21 protein-coding genes are annotated in these 15,229 nt (G+C 49.5%); 8 read left to right on the top strand and 13 right to left on the bottom strand.

Annotated elements, in window-relative coordinates; translation table 11 throughout:
- Positions 1–431 precede the first annotated feature (431 nt).
- The 10 genes from QUA07_RS28665 to QUA07_RS28620 form a co-directional block, all read right to left on the bottom strand.
- The gene (locus QUA07_RS28665; protein WP_333332303.1) at positions 432–728 is read right to left on the bottom strand and encodes a hypothetical protein; all 297 of its coding nucleotides are present in this window, start codon (positions 726–728) and stop codon (positions 432–434) included.
- Between the two features lie 112 nt (positions 729–840).
- Positions 841–1,284: a hypothetical protein gene (locus QUA07_RS28660; RefSeq protein WP_333332300.1), complete on the bottom strand. Its 444-nt coding sequence runs from the start codon at positions 1,282–1,284 to the stop codon at positions 841–843.
- Entirely contained in the window at positions 1,284–1,547 is a 264-nt protein-coding gene (locus QUA07_RS28655) for a hypothetical protein (RefSeq protein WP_333332297.1), read from the bottom strand. The genes QUA07_RS28660 and QUA07_RS28655 overlap by 1 nt, the downstream gene beginning before the upstream one ends.
- Positions 1,534–3,144, bottom strand: a complete 1,611-nt coding sequence (locus QUA07_RS28650; RefSeq protein WP_333332293.1) for a hypothetical protein — start codon at positions 3,142–3,144, stop codon at positions 1,534–1,536. The genes QUA07_RS28655 and QUA07_RS28650 overlap by 14 nt, the downstream gene beginning before the upstream one ends.
- Complete coding sequence (locus tag QUA07_RS28645; RefSeq protein WP_333332290.1) at positions 3,134–3,601, bottom strand: hypothetical protein; 468 nt, start codon at positions 3,599–3,601, stop codon at positions 3,134–3,136. The genes QUA07_RS28650 and QUA07_RS28645 overlap by 11 nt, the downstream gene beginning before the upstream one ends.
- A gap of 39 nt (positions 3,602–3,640) precedes the next feature.
- Positions 3,641–4,309, bottom strand: coding sequence for a hypothetical protein (locus QUA07_RS28640; protein WP_333332287.1), 669 nt, complete (start codon positions 4,307–4,309; stop codon positions 3,641–3,643).
- Positions 4,310–4,376: 67 nt separating this feature from the next.
- A complete protein-coding gene (locus QUA07_RS28635; RefSeq protein ID WP_333332284.1) occupies positions 4,377–4,679 on the bottom strand; it encodes a hypothetical protein in 303 nt (100 codons plus the stop codon).
- A gap of 16 nt (positions 4,680–4,695) precedes the next feature.
- Complete coding sequence (locus QUA07_RS28630; RefSeq protein WP_333332281.1) at positions 4,696–5,004, bottom strand: hypothetical protein; 309 nt, start codon at positions 5,002–5,004, stop codon at positions 4,696–4,698.
- Positions 4,923–5,156: a hypothetical protein gene (locus QUA07_RS28625; protein WP_333332278.1), complete on the bottom strand. Its 234-nt coding sequence runs from the start codon at positions 5,154–5,156 to the stop codon at positions 4,923–4,925. The genes QUA07_RS28630 and QUA07_RS28625 overlap by 82 nt, the downstream gene beginning before the upstream one ends.
- Positions 5,157–6,140: a ParM/StbA family protein gene (locus QUA07_RS28620; RefSeq protein ID WP_333332275.1), complete on the bottom strand. Its 984-nt coding sequence runs from the start codon at positions 6,138–6,140 to the stop codon at positions 5,157–5,159.
- 220 nt (positions 6,141–6,360) lie between these two features.
- Here QUA07_RS28620 and QUA07_RS28615 point away from each other — a divergent pair, with 220 nt between their 5' ends.
- Both QUA07_RS28615 and QUA07_RS28610 read left to right on the top strand, forming a co-directional pair.
- On the top strand, positions 6,361–6,609 hold the full coding sequence (locus tag QUA07_RS28615; protein ID WP_333332272.1) for a plasmid partition protein ParG: 249 nt from the start codon (positions 6,361–6,363) through the stop codon (positions 6,607–6,609).
- 402 nt (positions 6,610–7,011) lie between these two features.
- Positions 7,012–7,218 (top strand): CopG family transcriptional regulator, encoded by a 207-nt coding sequence (locus tag QUA07_RS28610; RefSeq protein ID WP_333332269.1) that lies wholly within the window; start codon positions 7,012–7,014, stop codon positions 7,216–7,218.
- 133 nt (positions 7,219–7,351) lie between these two features.
- Here QUA07_RS28610 and QUA07_RS28605 read toward each other — a convergent pair whose 3' ends face one another.
- On the bottom strand, positions 7,352–7,489 hold the full coding sequence (locus QUA07_RS28605) for a hypothetical protein (protein WP_333332266.1): 138 nt from the start codon (positions 7,487–7,489) through the stop codon (positions 7,352–7,354).
- A gap of 200 nt (positions 7,490–7,689) precedes the next feature.
- Here QUA07_RS28605 and QUA07_RS28600 point away from each other — a divergent pair, with 200 nt between their 5' ends.
- The 3 genes from QUA07_RS28600 (at position 7,690) to QUA07_RS28590 (ending at position 11,658) form a co-directional block, all read left to right on the top strand.
- Positions 7,690–10,791: a phage/plasmid primase, P4 family gene (locus QUA07_RS28600; protein ID WP_333332262.1), complete on the top strand. Its 3,102-nt coding sequence runs from the start codon at positions 7,690–7,692 to the stop codon at positions 10,789–10,791.
- Entirely contained in the window at positions 10,781–10,984 is a 204-nt protein-coding gene (locus QUA07_RS28595) for a hypothetical protein (protein ID WP_333332259.1), read from the top strand. Before QUA07_RS28600 ends, QUA07_RS28595 begins: the two co-directional genes overlap by 11 nt.
- 362 nt (positions 10,985–11,346) lie before the next feature.
- The gene (locus QUA07_RS28590; RefSeq protein WP_333332257.1) at positions 11,347–11,658 is read left to right on the top strand and encodes a hypothetical protein; all 312 of its coding nucleotides are present in this window, start codon (positions 11,347–11,349) and stop codon (positions 11,656–11,658) included.
- A gap of 169 nt (positions 11,659–11,827) precedes the next feature.
- On the opposite strand, the gene QUA07_RS28585 is transcribed toward QUA07_RS28590, so the two are convergent.
- Together QUA07_RS28585 and QUA07_RS28580 are read right to left on the bottom strand one after the other, a co-directional pair.
- Positions 11,828–12,709 (bottom strand): tyrosine-type recombinase/integrase, encoded by an 882-nt coding sequence (locus QUA07_RS28585; RefSeq protein WP_333332252.1) that lies wholly within the window; start codon positions 12,707–12,709, stop codon positions 11,828–11,830.
- A gap of 91 nt (positions 12,710–12,800) precedes the next feature.
- On the bottom strand, positions 12,801–13,535 hold the full coding sequence (locus QUA07_RS28580) for a hypothetical protein (protein WP_333332249.1): 735 nt from the start codon (positions 13,533–13,535) through the stop codon (positions 12,801–12,803).
- Between the two features lie 227 nt (positions 13,536–13,762).
- On the opposite strand from QUA07_RS28580, the gene QUA07_RS28575 reads away from it, so the two are divergent.
- The 3 genes from QUA07_RS28575 to QUA07_RS28565 form a co-directional block, all read left to right on the top strand.
- Positions 13,763–14,074 carry a hypothetical protein gene (locus QUA07_RS28575; RefSeq protein WP_333332246.1) on the top strand — a complete coding sequence of 104 codons (312 nt, stop codon included), beginning with the start codon at positions 13,763–13,765 and terminating at the stop codon, positions 14,072–14,074.
- 77 nt (positions 14,075–14,151) lie between these two features.
- The gene (locus QUA07_RS28570; RefSeq protein ID WP_333332243.1) at positions 14,152–14,496 is read left to right on the top strand and encodes a hypothetical protein; all 345 of its coding nucleotides are present in this window, start codon (positions 14,152–14,154) and stop codon (positions 14,494–14,496) included.
- Positions 14,489–15,229 (top strand): 3'-5' exonuclease (locus tag QUA07_RS28565; RefSeq protein ID WP_333332240.1); only part of this gene is annotated, 741 nt, incomplete at its 3' end. The genes QUA07_RS28570 and QUA07_RS28565, both read left to right, overlap by 8 nt.

Raw genomic sequence — 15,229 nt, 5'->3', positions numbered from 1 at the left:
TGACTTGGCACGCGCAATGGGCGGGCGATTGGAGCTACTACCACAAAGATTACCGCTGGCAGCCTCTCTGCGGTGATCATAGAGCTTTAGGGGATTGCTTGGCTGCCCTAGAAAGGATTAAAAAAATGGCTGCTGATGACGATACTTTTCATTGCCCCGTGCCACGGCCTGAGTGATGCGGCGGACGATCGCACCCCAAAACAAAAAAAACCTCCGACCGAAATGTCAGAGGGCTTTTTCTACACGATGGGGTAATCGGTAATTGGTAATTGGCAACGGGCTTTCATCCTTTTGCCCCAATGATTGCAGTATAGCGGCTTAGGAGTTTGGGCGATCGGTAGAATAGGTTTGTCGTTATTTGCAGCGCGACACATTCCAAAAAAGAAGCCCCTGGAACAACACCAGGGGCTTCTTTTTTGATCAAACTAAAATCACAGATTTTCCGGTGGTATTGAGTTAATATCCCTCTCCCACGCCACTACATTAATCAATATTCGGTTGCCGTTAAATTTGAAATGCACCCCAAGTTTAGCGCGGTGTTTGCGCGGATTTAACCTCGCTGCATTCACAGCTTTTCTAAGTGTTGTCTCAGATTGATTGAGAGCCACCGCTGCCAGCTTCAGTGGTTGAAATTCCTGCGCCAGCCCGTAACCGTGAATGATAGCTTCAAGAGCTTCCACTCGTTTTTGAAGGTTCAAGAGTTGCTCGATATATTGATCGTTGTCCATAAAATCAAATCGTGGCGTGTTGGTAGACTCGACTGAACAGTCGCGATCATTGAGAAAGCTAACGCTGTCAAATCATCTCTAACACCGTAGCGCTCGTTTATGTTGGCAATGTTCAGCGGGCGATGTTCAGTGCCAGCAATTGCTCAGAGGTTAATTTCTGAATCTGCTGTGGGGGCTGCCAACGATCGCCCCAGCTCTGGCGAAGTTTGGAAAGTGCGATCGGCTTAGGTAGCAGTTGGGCTGCTCCTACCCAGATGCCAATACCTGATTCCTGATTGCAGTAGTAAGCATTAAATTGTGCCTGTGATACTTTTGCCAGCCTTCCTTGCTGCGATGCTTGCCATAGTCGATCGAGCGGTAGTCTTTCACGCTTCAAAACCCGGACAATTCCTAGCAGTTCAGCAGTCGGAACTGTGGCATAAATTGCAATAGTATCGCCCGGTTTTAAGGATGCCCCAAAGTTGCTTTTTCTGAGTTCGATCGACTTTGGATTGCGGGCAAGGAAGAAGGCAGAAGCCCACGTCGGACGGACTGAGATTAGGTATGTGTTAGTCATTAGTTTGTGCCGTCCGGTTCTTTTTCATCGGGGTCGTATAGTCCATCAAAATCACAGTAACCGCACCCGCAGCCTTCACACTTAGGGCATACAGCAAGTGCAGGATAATCAGCCTCAAATAGCTCAATGGCATCCTCTACTTGCTTCTTTAAATCACTGCCTTCTGAGTAGCTTTCGAGCACCATTTCTATGATTGTTTCCTGTGCCTCTGGTGAGAATCCTTCAGGCAATAATGCTTGAATTTGTGAGTTAGTTGTTGTCATTGTTGTCACCCTTGCTTAACTTTTCAAGCATCTCTCTCGCATCCACATATCGCTGATGATTTCTGCCACCATCGGTCACTCCCCAGAGTAAGAAAATTGTTTTCTGTTTGCCTAGATTTTTGGCAATTACAAGCTTTGCTAATTGCACCCGCCGTTCATGCTTTTTAAGCGGGAAATCATCGGCAAAGATGGGCGGAAGGTTTTCGGCTAGCACTTCAGCCAAAAAGCTATTTAAGCTCTGCTCTAGGGCTTCCGAAGTGTCCGATCCTTCCACATCTGGCGTCCCCGCCGTCCCCTTCCCGTAAGGATTTGGGAGGTTTCCGGCGTCTGGCTGTGGCAGGGGGGCTTCCTTCCCAGATGGATTGTCGGGAGTGCTGTCTTGAGCCTCGGAAACGTCATCAACAATCGCATCTTTGGGAGCTGAATGATGTTTGGCTAATTTAACCAACGTCCGCTCTGATTGCTTCTGTCCTGGTAGTTTTACCCATGCCTCAAACTTAGGGGTTGCCCGCTTCGTAACTGGATTAAAAATGCCTACCAGTTCTACTTCAATCATTCCTGTTTTCATTTTTGCCAGACCTTTACCACCACCCAAACCCGCTTGAGTTGTGAGGTGACTTACAATAATGCTGTAGCATTCCACCTTTCTAATATCAGTGTTGCAAGTGCGATAATGTTCGTCGCTTTCTTCACAGTTACACTCCCAGTTAGTGAACTCCTCACCCACGATGGTTAAGGGTTTGAATGTAGGATTGGGTTTGGAATTTCTCTCTTTATAACGGTCTTTAACTTGTTGCCTGAACCATCGCAATTTAGCATCAATAGCTTCATAGTCCATGCCAGTCCCAACAATCTCGCAACCTTCCCACTGGCCATACGCAGCGTGCGGATCAAGTACAACAACCTGATGCCCCTCTGCTAGCCGCCTCTTAACCTCTTGCTCTACAAAAAATGTTTTGCCCGCCCCCGGTACACCATGAATAAGCACCGAGGGATACCAAGTCAAGTCCGGCATTTTGGGGCCGTCGGTTTGCTCCGGCTGTTCTGGTTCGATCGCCGGCGAGGTTGCCTGCTGTACCTTATCTCCGGGATTGGCGATCGAGTCGAGCGTCGCTGTGCCAGTAAGCAAGGGCTGCTGAGCATTTGGGTCAATCCCTAGTGACTGCATATAAGCAGCTTCGATTTCACCTTCAATCGCCACCTCATCCGCATCTGCCAGTTTCTTGTACCTGGTAGCCAAGGTGCTCATTTGATAGGCGCTTTCAGCAGCAAACCCGAACTCGTAAGCCTTCTCTTGATACTTCTTAATCCGCTGCCGTACTGGCTCCAATTCCCCTTCCTTCCGGGCAATTAGCATCGTCGCCACCATGCCCCCAGTAGCTAGCAGAGCAAGCAAGATTTTAATACCACCATAGCCACGCTGGATGCCCTTAAATTCAGCTTTAGCAGGTACAAGCCACGCGGGACGGGACTCTATCCGATTGCCTAACTTAAACTCGATTTGGTCATTGAATGGAAGGGCAACTGCACCCGCAAAACCTGCAATTCCTATACCTAACAAGGTAGATACAATTGCTTGATTTTTGTTAGTTAGCATTATTCAATTTGCTCCAAACTTGGGTTATAACGAACGAACCGCAGATGATTAGTAAAGCAGCGGTGAAAAGTAGCAATTGACTATTAGCTGCAACCCACGCCAGCCACGCATCCCAATTAGCAGCGAGTAAGGCAGTTCCCACGGCAATTAGTATTAACTGTGAGCGTAATTTTGCCGAACCTTCAGAGGAGAAAGTGAACACTGCCAACCCTAACCCGACTGCCGGAATCAGTATCACAGCGGACGGGATAAGCGCCGGAATTGCCCGCACAATAAGGGATGCAGACAAACCAGCACCAAAGTAGGAGCCGAATTCTCCCCAGTTTCCGGTCAGGTTCCAGAATCGCTCGATGTTGGTTACTTCGGGAGTCTGGGTTTGGTTTTGTTGTTCAAATTGTTGGGGAGTTGTTGAGTTGAGATAGTCAAATTCTGAAGCGTCGAATTCTTGTGAGTACATACGAAAAAAGCGGGCCGTGTGACCCGCTGCTAGTGTGTGTTATTTCTTGCCACTGAAGAAGTCAAAAAGACCGCCTAAGAATCCTTTGCCGTTACTGGCGATCGAACTGTTGCCACCGCCGGAACTGCCTGCTGTGGCTGGAATTGGATCGAAGTCTTTGGCGTTTATGTAGTTGTTGAAGTCTGACCGTCGCTGCTGCATGGCGATCACCTGTTGCGGGGATGCTTGAATAGCTTTGAGAGACTGCTGAAAGCCGTTAGTCTGTATCTCACCTTTTGCCTGATGATTCGCTTTTATTAACAGTAACCGCTGGCGAAAATCTATATTTTGCAAGGTTTGGGCAGATGCACCTTGCACTTTGATTAAGCCCAATTCGTGCTGTAATTGCTGCTGCAAATTGATGATTTTTTGGTCGTGGTTTGCGCTGGCAATAATTGCCTTATCTACATATTTGTCAATCTGCAATTTGTCTGTGAGTCCGCTTTCAATGGCTTCGAGTGTGAGGCGTTCCACTTCGACTGTGTTTGCTCTAATCTTGGCGTGATGTCTGTTGTACGCCGTCCGCAATTGCTTCTGAAGCTCAAGCACTTTTGCTTCTTTGCCCGCTGCATTCACCATCTCTGGCGTAAGGGGCCCGGATTCATAATTAAACTGGCGCTTGATGTGTGCAGCGCCGGGGGTTTGGGCTACCCGGAAAACTTGCATCATGATAAAATTTCCTCAGTACGGTAAAATCCCCCAGCCCTTGCTGAGGGAGGATTGTGCAGCCAGCCGATTACTTGTCAAGGGAAGTCGGCTGGCTTGATTTTTGGTATTGATACCCAAGCACGAAATTATCTACAGCTTGCCGTTGGGCGTGGGTCAAAGTGCCATCGGGGCTTAGATTCTCAAACATATCGAGGTGACTTGCCAACCGCCACCGGGAATCGTCACCGTAGATGGGAATTCGGCTGATTTGGCGATCGACATACTCAGGCACAATGCCGCGAGGGTTGGGGGCGGGTTCCGTCAGGATGGCGGGTTCTTCTTCCCAGAAGTCGGAGAGGTCGATCGGGGTCAGGTCATCATCAGTAATCATTTTTTCTCCTCAGTTTTTAGTATTGGTCGGCAACGAAACTTTGAGCTTTGTCTAAGATTTGGTCGCGGCTATCTCCATCTACAACCTCCACAATCCGCCCATCACAGCGAATATTGCCGTAGTGTTGCCCGTCTCGGTAGCTCGTGATTTTTACGTCGTGAATCTCGTCCAAGGGGACTTCCTCTTGTTGCTGGCCGTCAACAACCTTCAAAATAAACAAATCAACCAGTCTATTAAACATTGCTAAAATTCCATCGGGGTAAAGGTTTCCGGTGCGATCGACTGTTGGGCGATCGGCTGCTGAACTGCTGCTGCCTGCGGGCAATTGGCAATCTCCCAAGTATTGAGAAGGTGCTTGCCGTAGCGGCTCAAGAGAATTCCGATCAAGGTTGAGTAGTCGTTAGCGCCAGTGGTGGCAAGCAGTTCATCTGCCAGCGGTACAAATTTACTAGGCATTACAGCGCGTGTTTGTGCCATTTAGTTTGTCTCCTTGTTTAGTCCGTAGAGGTTAAAGAATTGAGGCCGGGGGGCAACTTTGAAGCGGCCCTTTGAAGCTGCACACATCGGCTCTAGCAGATTGGCACTACCGCCGATGACAATCAGTTCGCCGAGCGAGGGCAAGTATTTTGCCCAATTGGCTTTTAGCTTGGCGCGGATGTCGGCAGTCCAAGAATCCCGGACTGCTACGAACTCGCGGCTGAAATCGATTTCAGTGTTGCCATATATAAAATTGTTGGCGGCGATCGAGTCCATCAGTGAGCCAGCGTCCGCAGTCGTTCCAACCTTCGGAAGTATCGCCGCTGCTAGTCTTTGCGCGAGGTGCGAAGTTCCTGGTAGCACGATGTCAGCGTCCCGGAGCAAAGCACCACCGGGGGCAAACAGTCGGGCGATGGCTGTACCGCCGCCGATGTCTAAGATGCCGTTGGGGTTTTGGGGATAACGCCACATCTGCCGACCCAGTGCCAAATCGTAAGCGCCCCGACATTCATCAACGGCAACTACCGATCGGATTGTGGTCAAACAGTCGTGACCGTTTACAGAAAACTCGATTGTTGTTTCGAGTTCCTTCAGTTTGGCGATCGTCGCCAGATTGCGAGAATCTGGCGTCGGAATAACAAGCCGTTCGATGCGCTGCGGGCTGTCGCTGGCAAGGGCTGGCAAGATTAGCAGATGAGCTAAAACAGCCTTGCCGGACTCGAAAGCCGGAGCCCCGCCCATGAGTTGTGCCAAGCGTCCGACTAAATAGCGCTTGCCATCGAGGGCAATTTCGTAGCTGTGGGCATCGGCGCCACCTTCCTCCCAATCTTCCAAAGCTTTGACGTAGCTAGGAATCGATCGCACTGTTTGCCCGTCGATCCACTTGGTGAAACGGTTGCCGGGGTCAACAGCCAACACAGAACGCGCGACGGCGCGATGTGGCTGTATAGAGCCAAGCGTGGTTTGTCGATATTCAGTTTGCATGGTTCGGGTTTGCCTTGTGGCGTAAGAGTTTGAGACGATTTTCGAGCCAATTTTTGAGCAACCCTGCGGGAATGTACGTGTGACCGTTTTACGCTCAGAACTGTCTTTACTGCGTCTATGAGTGCTAGTATAGCACAATGACAAATTGACACAATGACAATCGCAAATAAAAGGGTAGATAGCAATGCGACAATAAAAATAAAGTCGTGAGAGCTTGTTTGTGACTGAAGAAATCGAAACCGAAAAAGCTGTCTTTATCAGGGGTCGAGTCCCTGAGTCAGTACGGGCCCGCTTTAAAGCAGCCTGTGCTTTGCGAGGACAGGATATGGGTGATGCCCTAGGAGAAATGATTATGAAATGGTTGGAGGAGCATGAACCCAGCCCACTACCAGTCCGCAAAAAAACAACCGCAGCGGAACCAACCGTAGCAACGACGGCAAAAGGAGGAAGGGGCAAGGGCAAGACCTGACTAAGTTTGCGGTCGCCCGTGCCGACTGTGGGGACTGTGGCGATCGGCGGTGTGAGGAAACCAGGGAAATTTGGCTAATCAAATTGATAATCTTTTTGCTTGTCAAATTGACAAGCTGTACACCAATATGAGGCATCAAATTGTTAATCAATGACTCCTGCTAGTTTTGCTCCCAAGGGGGAATAAGATATTCCACGATATATCAAGATATCGTGGAATATCTTGATATATCTTATTTGTCCTATGTAGTAAGTTGCTATAAGTTTTATTGAAGATTGCGAACTTCTTAATGCTATCTGCTACATTAAAGGAAGTTCATTCGATCGAGTAAGAAACTTTCCGATCGCCCGGTTTAAGGATTTGAGACAAAACCGACAACTAGCAAAAATTAAGAAGGTGCTTATGCTTTCAGCGGCAAGAAAACTCAGAATATCTTTTGCGCTTTCCCCCGATCTAACAGAGGCACTTGATACCTATGCTGCCTCTTTCGGAGTGTCTCGATCAGCTTTTGCTGAAGAGGCACTTTGGATTTACCTAAATCAACTCGATAAGCACATGGAATCGAAAACAAAAATACAATTTCAAAACGAAGATGCGCTGGCAGCATAAGGGCTTCAGCGCATCTTTTTGTTATCTAAAACAATCAACTTAACTTTTGTCGTCTGTCCGCCAAGATTGCACGACAAAGTTAGCAAACTACCAACCAAACACCCTAATAAGAGCGCCGATCACTACCATCATGTCACAACTTGAAAAAAGAATAAAGTGCAATTTCTGCACTGTTTTTGGGGCTTCTAATAGTACCCCAGATGTCTGTAGCAATATTCCCGCCATCTGTAGCGGTGCGATCGAGCAAATTCTGAATTCTTACACTATCCATAGAGCTGCTCATAAGTTTCAAGAGCCTGCAAAGCCTTGTTATCAGCCTATCTTACCACAATCCCCTCTAAATACGCAAGTTAACCGTAGATTGTTTGGAGCTAGCTTTGCAGCGATAAATCCACAATCCACGATATCCGCGCAAGCAAACCGGGGATTCTCTGCTGTTGGGTTTGAAACGGCGATCGGAGGTGGCGTGTAATGTCTACCACACTATCCACCTTCGACATCCGCGAACACATCGATCGCTTGACCCCATCCAAAAAGGGCAAGAACTACTACGAATGCCCGGTGTGTCAAGGTAGCAGTTTGTCGATCGATCCGAAATCTGGCAAATTCAAGTGCTGGTCGGGGGATTGCGAGTCGGCATCCATCAGAGAAGCAATTCGACCGTGGAGCGAGGTTAGGGGCGGGGCAATCCCCAGTTATCGGCCCGCTCCCAAGAAAGCATCCCGCCAGCAACCAAAGCCAAAAGTAGCCCCCATCCCTGCGAACCTGCGGCTACTGCAATTAGCTGAACCCGCCTGGGATTGCCCCGCCCCCGAACCGATCGATGACGAACTTTGGAAGATAGTCAGAGGAGAGAAAAAAGTCAGTGGCAAAAGCCGATCGGCTCTTACTCAAACCGCTTACTGCTACGGCAATGGTAAAAAGGTATATCGGATTGAGTGGCCCGACGAAACTAATCCGAAAGGTCACGATAAAACCTATCGGCAGAGCCACGTAGACAACGACGGCAAACGAAACTGGAAAAAAGGCGATGGCTTTTGGCCAGCTTATCGCATTAACGAAGTAGTCGAGATTTTGGAGGATGTAGACGTTAACGAAGCTATCGCAGTTTTGGGATTAGAAGGAGAGCAGAATGTCGAACTCGCCAGATCGCACGGCATCGTCAGTCTGACATTTCAGGGGAGCAATTGGACTGAGGCTCAGGTAGTGGCGATAGTTGAAGCGCTACGAGCAACAGGCAAAAATGTCACGCTAGTGATATTGCGAGACAACGATGCCACGGGAATCAAGAAAGCAGAGTTAATTAAATCAGTGTGCGATCGCTTGCAATTCCCCTGCATCGTAATAGATCCGGTGGCTATCTATCCCGACATCCCGGACAAAGGAGATATCAAGGAAATTTTGGACGCTATGGATGCGGATGAATTTATCCGGCGGCTGGAAGCGCAAATACACGCGAGCGCGGGCGTCGCTGATACTGACAATGACTGGGATGATTTGATCGGCGATACCGAAGAGAAAAAAAGCAAAATCCCTAGCTCGGATGCAATGGCCCGGCAGATTGCAGAAGATTACCGAGATAAGCTTGCCTTCAACAATGAGGTACTGTGCTGGTATCGCTACGAAGCCGATGCACCGGGCATCTGGAGCCCGGAGACTGATGAATTTATCGAGTCGATCGTCTATCAAATCATTGAATCTAAAGGGATTATTAATATTCCCCCTGGGTACATTGGGGCAACAGTGCGATTCTTGCGGTGCAAACTGATCGAGCGTAAATGGCAGCCCAAAACCGGCTTACTTCCCTTTCAGAATGGAGCTCTAGAAATTGCCACGGGTAAGCTGTACCCGCACTCACCGGGCTACAAATTTACATGGGCGCTACCACGGCCCCACTCGATCGTAGCAACCGACTGGGGGAATATTTCTCAATGGCTCGATACCGCTACGGGAGGCAATCTGCATATCAAGAATCTGCTGCTAGCCTACGCCGCTGCTACTCTTAAGGGCCGTGCTGATATCCAAAAATTTCTCCATCTCATCGGCATCGGCGGCAGTGGCAAAGGTACATTCTGCCGCCTTCTGATAGCACTGATTGGGCTTGAAAATACACACAGCACCACACTAGATGACTGGTGCGGGAATCGCTTTGAGGCAGCTCAGGCCTACGGCAAACGACTGCTAATATTTCCAGACGAAGACAAGGGAACGCGATCGCTGGGCAAGTTCAAACAATTAACGGGCGGCGACTGGCTGCGAGCTGAGGAAAAAGGCAAGAAGCCCTTTAAATTCAAGTTTGAGGGCATGGTAGTTGTCGCGTCGAACTTCCCTATTTTTGGCGCGGACAATTCTAGCGGTATGTCGCGCCGGACGATCGCCGTGCCTTTTGATGCCGTGGTAGCCCGGAATGCCCGCCGCAATCTTGATAATGATTTTGAGCCAGAATTGCCGGCCTTCACAAATTACTTACTTTCTCTGGATGATGCTTGGGTAGCCAATACTTTGCGCGGCGTGATGGATATCCCTGAAATTAGCGCGCAATTTTGGGAGAGCAAGATTCGGGAAGATTCGATCGCAGGCTTCCTCAACGACAAACTAATTCTCGATCCACTTGCACAAGTATCGATCGGCGATTCCCCCAGTGCCGAGGGCTCGCTGTATTGGGCATATCACAAATATTGTGACGATCAAGGCCATAAACCGCAGGCGATAAAGAATTTTAGCCCTAATCTGATTGAATGCGCGAATACAATCCTTGGCTGGCAGATTGAGAAAGCTCACACCAAGGTAGGCAAAATCATCAAAGGATTGCGGCTCCGCACCAAAGCAGATGAGCACCTGCCGACCTACGATTACGAATTGCAATTGCGCTGCAAAGCCGGTGACGGGTCAGGTGACGGGTCGGTGACGGGTCAGGTGACGGGTCAGAACCTTTGCCCAGAGCCAATTACAGCTCCGGTGACGGATAAACCCTATACTCAGGTGGAAAAAAATACACAATACAACAGCAACAACAATCAAATTGAAATAGAGCAATCCCCAGTATTTAGCAGCGAAGAAATAGCAAATGTTAAGGGCGAGGTATCGGTGAATCCGTCACCGGAGCTGAAACCCTTACCAGTAGCCGATTGTGACCCGTCACCCGACCCGTCACCGCATCCGTCACCGGCAGCACAGTCGATCGCACTTCGCGCACCGGAACCGGAAACACCATCAACAGCAGCGCCAGAGTCGATCGCGCCGCCAGAACCTGACCCCGAACTGGTAAACCGGGGGGTTGCCGCACTACGGAAAGCGATCGCAGAAAATGACGCGGTAGCGGTCAGAGAGGCTGCTAAAAAATCAATCAAATTGGACAGTACAGGGCATCTAAAAGCAGCAATCAAAAAGCTTCTGAGTGATGAAGAGAATGAAGCTTGCAGGATTTTAGCTAATGCCAATCGTAAGCAGTCGCAGCCACAGCCAGAGGCAGAGGTAGAGCCAGCACGGCCAACCGATAACTCACAGGAGCCGGAAACCGCAGAACCCGCGCCAAAACCAACAGAGCCGGAGGTGACTGAAGATGTCGAATAATCTAGTCGCCGAATCCGTTCAAGTTGTCCGATCGCGCGTGTTGTACCGTGTCGCAAAGTGTCCTAGCCTAACCCACAAGCTGATCGACGCCGGAAAAGTCACAGCAGCCGATATTCTGGCAGTTGTCGGCGGGGCGGGGGATTTTGGGGTGTTCGATCGGCTGCAAAAACTAACGAAAGTTAACGAAAGCTAACGAAAGCTAACCTCTGTGGGCATTGAGGCGATCGGGTTTGGCTCGATCGCCCAAAACATATTTTTTACATATTTTGTGCATATTGCTGAGGTGGAGTATGTACAAAATATGTTGGTTTTGCTTGACTTTATTTACGTTTACTTTAGTTTATTTTACTTTTGCTTGAATTTACTTTAGTTTATTTTAGTTTTGCTTTACTTCGCTTTACTTGTTGCCCCCGATCGCCCGCCGTACCGCGATCGGATATTTAATGATATTTTCTAATATTTTTTGATACCCAAGCGGAACGACGGAAACCTTTACAGCGTATAGCTTTTAGCGCTTATTCGTGGTATAATTAAGGTAAAAATTACACAAAACCGATGGAAGAATTTATCAATTTCCGGGGTAAGAATTTGCCAGCCACCATGATCAGCGTAGGGGGGCAGGATTTTCTAATTGCAGCCGTGGGCGATCGGCAAGATTTGGCGATCGCCGATATATACGCACAGCAGGCGATCGAGATTGTGCCGGGGCTCAAAATCGTAAATAAAAAATCGGGTAAAGAATTCGAGATTGTATCGCAGCCCACCGGATTCATGAAGCACGTAAGCATCAGGGAAACCCGCCGAAGCCTAAACCCAGAGCCGATTACAGAGCAAGAGCTACGGCAGAATTACCGATTTGTGGGCTGAGGCCGTGCGGGGATGCCCGTCACGCCGATCGACAATAAAAACAGTTAATACAGTGTTGCGGCGGGTGCGCTGACTGCATTAACTGTATTAATTGGCGCCGGGTGCGATCGGCCTCGATGCTACATCAGGATAGGGTAATGTCCTGAGTGACGGCCCCAAACCCTTGCCGCTACATCAGATACAGTCCGCTGCTGTCGTTGGGTTTGGCGTGGAGATATTTAGAAGTTGTGGCAACCGACGCATGACCCAAAGTTTGACTGAGCAAATGTATCGGGGCCCCACGGTTAAGCGCATGGCTCGCGTGGCAATGTCGCAGCCAGTGAGCGCTAGTCTTCTCAGAAATTCCAGCGCGTTTAGCAGCTTCCTTGACCAAGTGCGTCGCCGAAACCCTGTGCAAGCGCCCGCCGTTAGCCACTTTCCGACTCCTGAAAATGGGCTCAGAATTCCCAGCGTCCCCTCTGCTGTTCAGAATTTCCCGGTACAGAGACGCAGGAAGTAGAACCACACGAGTTTTGCCACCCTTGCCATAAATCAGAAGTTGGCCGCTTTCACCGTTGGGGGTCAAGTCTTCCCAATTCAAATCGCACAATTCCGAGGCCCGGAGTCCGGCGTAATAGAAAGTCTTGAGAATCAACTTGTTTCGATCGCACGGTTCCAGAGCAATCATGGTCAACACTTCAAGCTCAGACAGGATTTTCTGGGAGAGAGTATCCTTGGGCTTCGGGGTAGTCAAAGCAGCGGCGGCATTAACGGGAATCAGGCCGGTGCGGTGCGCGAAACTTAGGAGACTTTTCACAACAGATATATAGGTGCGACGGGAGGAAGGGGATAGCTCCTTTCCTTCTAAGGTATCAGAGAAGCTTTGAAAATCTTGGAGAGTCAGCCACTGAAGCGGTTTATCAGTGGTAGTTAATAACAGGGTTGCAACGCGACGGTACAGAGCCGCCGTATTTTTTGACTTGCCGTGTACCCATAAATCAATTAATTGGGCAGTGGCAGTGCCGGGGGCGATGACTTGTGGGGCGGGTTGATTGGAAACTGCGAGAGTCATTTTGGGCATTCCTGAATATTACATTAGCGCTGTTATGTAAGATTGAGCGACTTTAAACAGCCCCAGCCATTCGAGACTGGGGCAACTAAATCTAGGCCGCAAACTTCAGCCGCTTAAGTTGGTTGAGGGCCGCCGACTGATTTTCTTCCTCAAGTACGATCGCCGGAATCGTTTCGCCGGCCCGTGGGTTAAGTCGCCGCGCCAGAACTGCGGCGTGATATTGAAGATGGCCGCTGATAACCTTATACCCGCTGGAATCCCTTACCAGTACCGGGGGAATGATGAACCCGCCGATCGCCAAACTGAGCTCGCCCAAAACCTCTAGCTCGAACTGATCGAAGTTGCTGGCAGGAATATCAGAGGTGATCCGTTTGACGGCGACTAGCGAGAGGTTGAGCTTCTTAGGTGCGATCGGTTGCACCCGTCCCCGTCCGTTATCTCCCCTGTTGGGGGGTTCGTCATTGGTTCCGATCGCGGTTGGCGCTATGGGTGCGCGGGTAACTGCTGCTGTGGTGGTTGCGTGGCTTGCTGCTGCGGGTTTTGAAGGTGCGCTGGTGACTGCGGGTGCGATGACTTCGACCGCTGGCAGTACCCACTCTTCTGTGTGCCGATCGCGGCAGTTCGGGAAAGTCACAATCAGGCAGGTGCGGCCGTCCTTAAGAATTTCTTTGCCGACTACGCGGGCGATCGGGCAGAACGGTTTGCGGATAATGTCGTTGACTTGGACTTCTGTTGTGGGAGCTTCCCAGATTTGGGGTTTAGGTGCTGGTTTGGAGAATTTGACGGGGCGGGCGATCGTTGCTGTAGCTCTTTGTGCTAGTTTCATTAGTTAAGTCCTCTTGTGGGATGTAGCCACCGCTCTAGGCGTCGTAAACTTCGGGCGGTGGTTTGTTTGGTATGTTACCAGTATAACTAAAATACAATACTATGTACAATACCAGTAACATACAGATAACTTATAGTGTGTTACCAAGACATACTTAAAACTTATAGTGTGTTACTTGTCTATTAGGTATGTTATCGTGATGTTGTACTGACCGATGGGTAACATACATGGCAACCGATAAGAAACATATCGCCGTATACCTTGATAAAGCTGTAGAGGACGCTCTGAGCAAATATTGTACTGACAACGGGCTGGAATCTAAGAAAGGGCTGATGTATTCGGCGGCGGTCAACAAAGCGCTGGCACAATTTTTTGAGGTAGAAAGCAGCACACCTAGCACCACACCGGGTAACACCGCCAGCAACATACCCAGCGACATACCCGACAGCTTAGATCAGCGTATTGCCGAAATTGTTGAGCGGAAGATGTCGGGCGCGATCGAACAGTTGAGGACTGAATTGGGGGAGTCCGCAGCCTGACCGATCGCCCCAATGACGAAGCGCTCAGGCAACAGCTCAAACAAACTGAAGACGAACTCGCAGCAGCCAAACAGGAATTGGCAAAGGAAAGGGGCAACTACTCAACTCTGACAATCATCAGCCAGCAACTTAACCAGCAACTAGAAGCCGAACGCGCCGATCGCCAGCAACTCCAATCAGAACTCGATCGCACACTGACAGAGCTGGCAAAACTTAAAGAGAATCCGCCGCCAGCGATCGAGCAGAACCCAGCGCCAGCGATCGACCTATCAGACAAAGCCGGTAAAGTTGCAAACTTCCTCAAAACCCTGCTAGCCACAGATGCCAAGCTGATTAAAGATATAAAGCAGGCTAAAGATATAAGGCTGCCGAAAGGTACTATCTCGAAAATTGAGGAAATTTTAGGGGGCGGCGATGGATGAGTACAAATGGTGGGGAAAACCCGGCGAACCTCCCCAAAACCTCAAAACCAAAAAACAGCTTGCAGAACTGGGTTTGTCGCCCCTAAAAGCAGTCGGGATTATTAGGACCCAGAAATACGACGTTTTGCTCTATGACCCCGATAACCCAGAGTCTTGCCGCCCAAAAAGAAGGCCGACAGAAAAGCAACTCGAAACGCTTGCCGCTAACCGCGAAAAAGCTCGAATCAAGCGAGAGTATGAGGAATGGTACAACGAGGTCGGTTTCATTGAGCGCGATCGAGTAAGGGCGGTGAAGTGGGCACGGGATGAGCTAGCTGCTGAAAACCTAGCAATTTTAGACACAGAAACAACGGGGCTTTATGACGCCGAGATTGTGGAGATAGCTGTCATCAATCGTGACGGCGAACCCCTACTAAATACTCTAATCAAGCCTTCAATCCCCATTCCTGCCGAGGTTTCAGCTATCCACGGAATCACTGATGAGGTAGTGGCTGATGCGCCAAGCTTTCCCCAAATCTATCCCCAAATTGCCGAAATACTCAAGGATAAACAGCTTCTAATTTACAATTCTGACTTCGATATTCGCATCCTAAATTACTGCTGTAAGCTCCATAATTTGCCATCTTTGAAGCTCAAGAATCGCGCTCAATGCCTAATGACTTGGCACGCGCAATGGGCGGGCGATTGGAGCTACTACCACAAAGATTACCGCTGGCAGCCTCTCTGCGGTGAT

Origin of the sequence: Microcoleus sp. T3_A4, from assembly GCF_036700465.1 — a bacterium.
Taxonomy (GTDB): Bacteria; Cyanobacteriota; Cyanobacteriia; order Cyanobacteriales; family Microcoleaceae; genus Microcoleus.
This window is presented reverse-complemented; position numbering and strand designations above follow the sequence as displayed.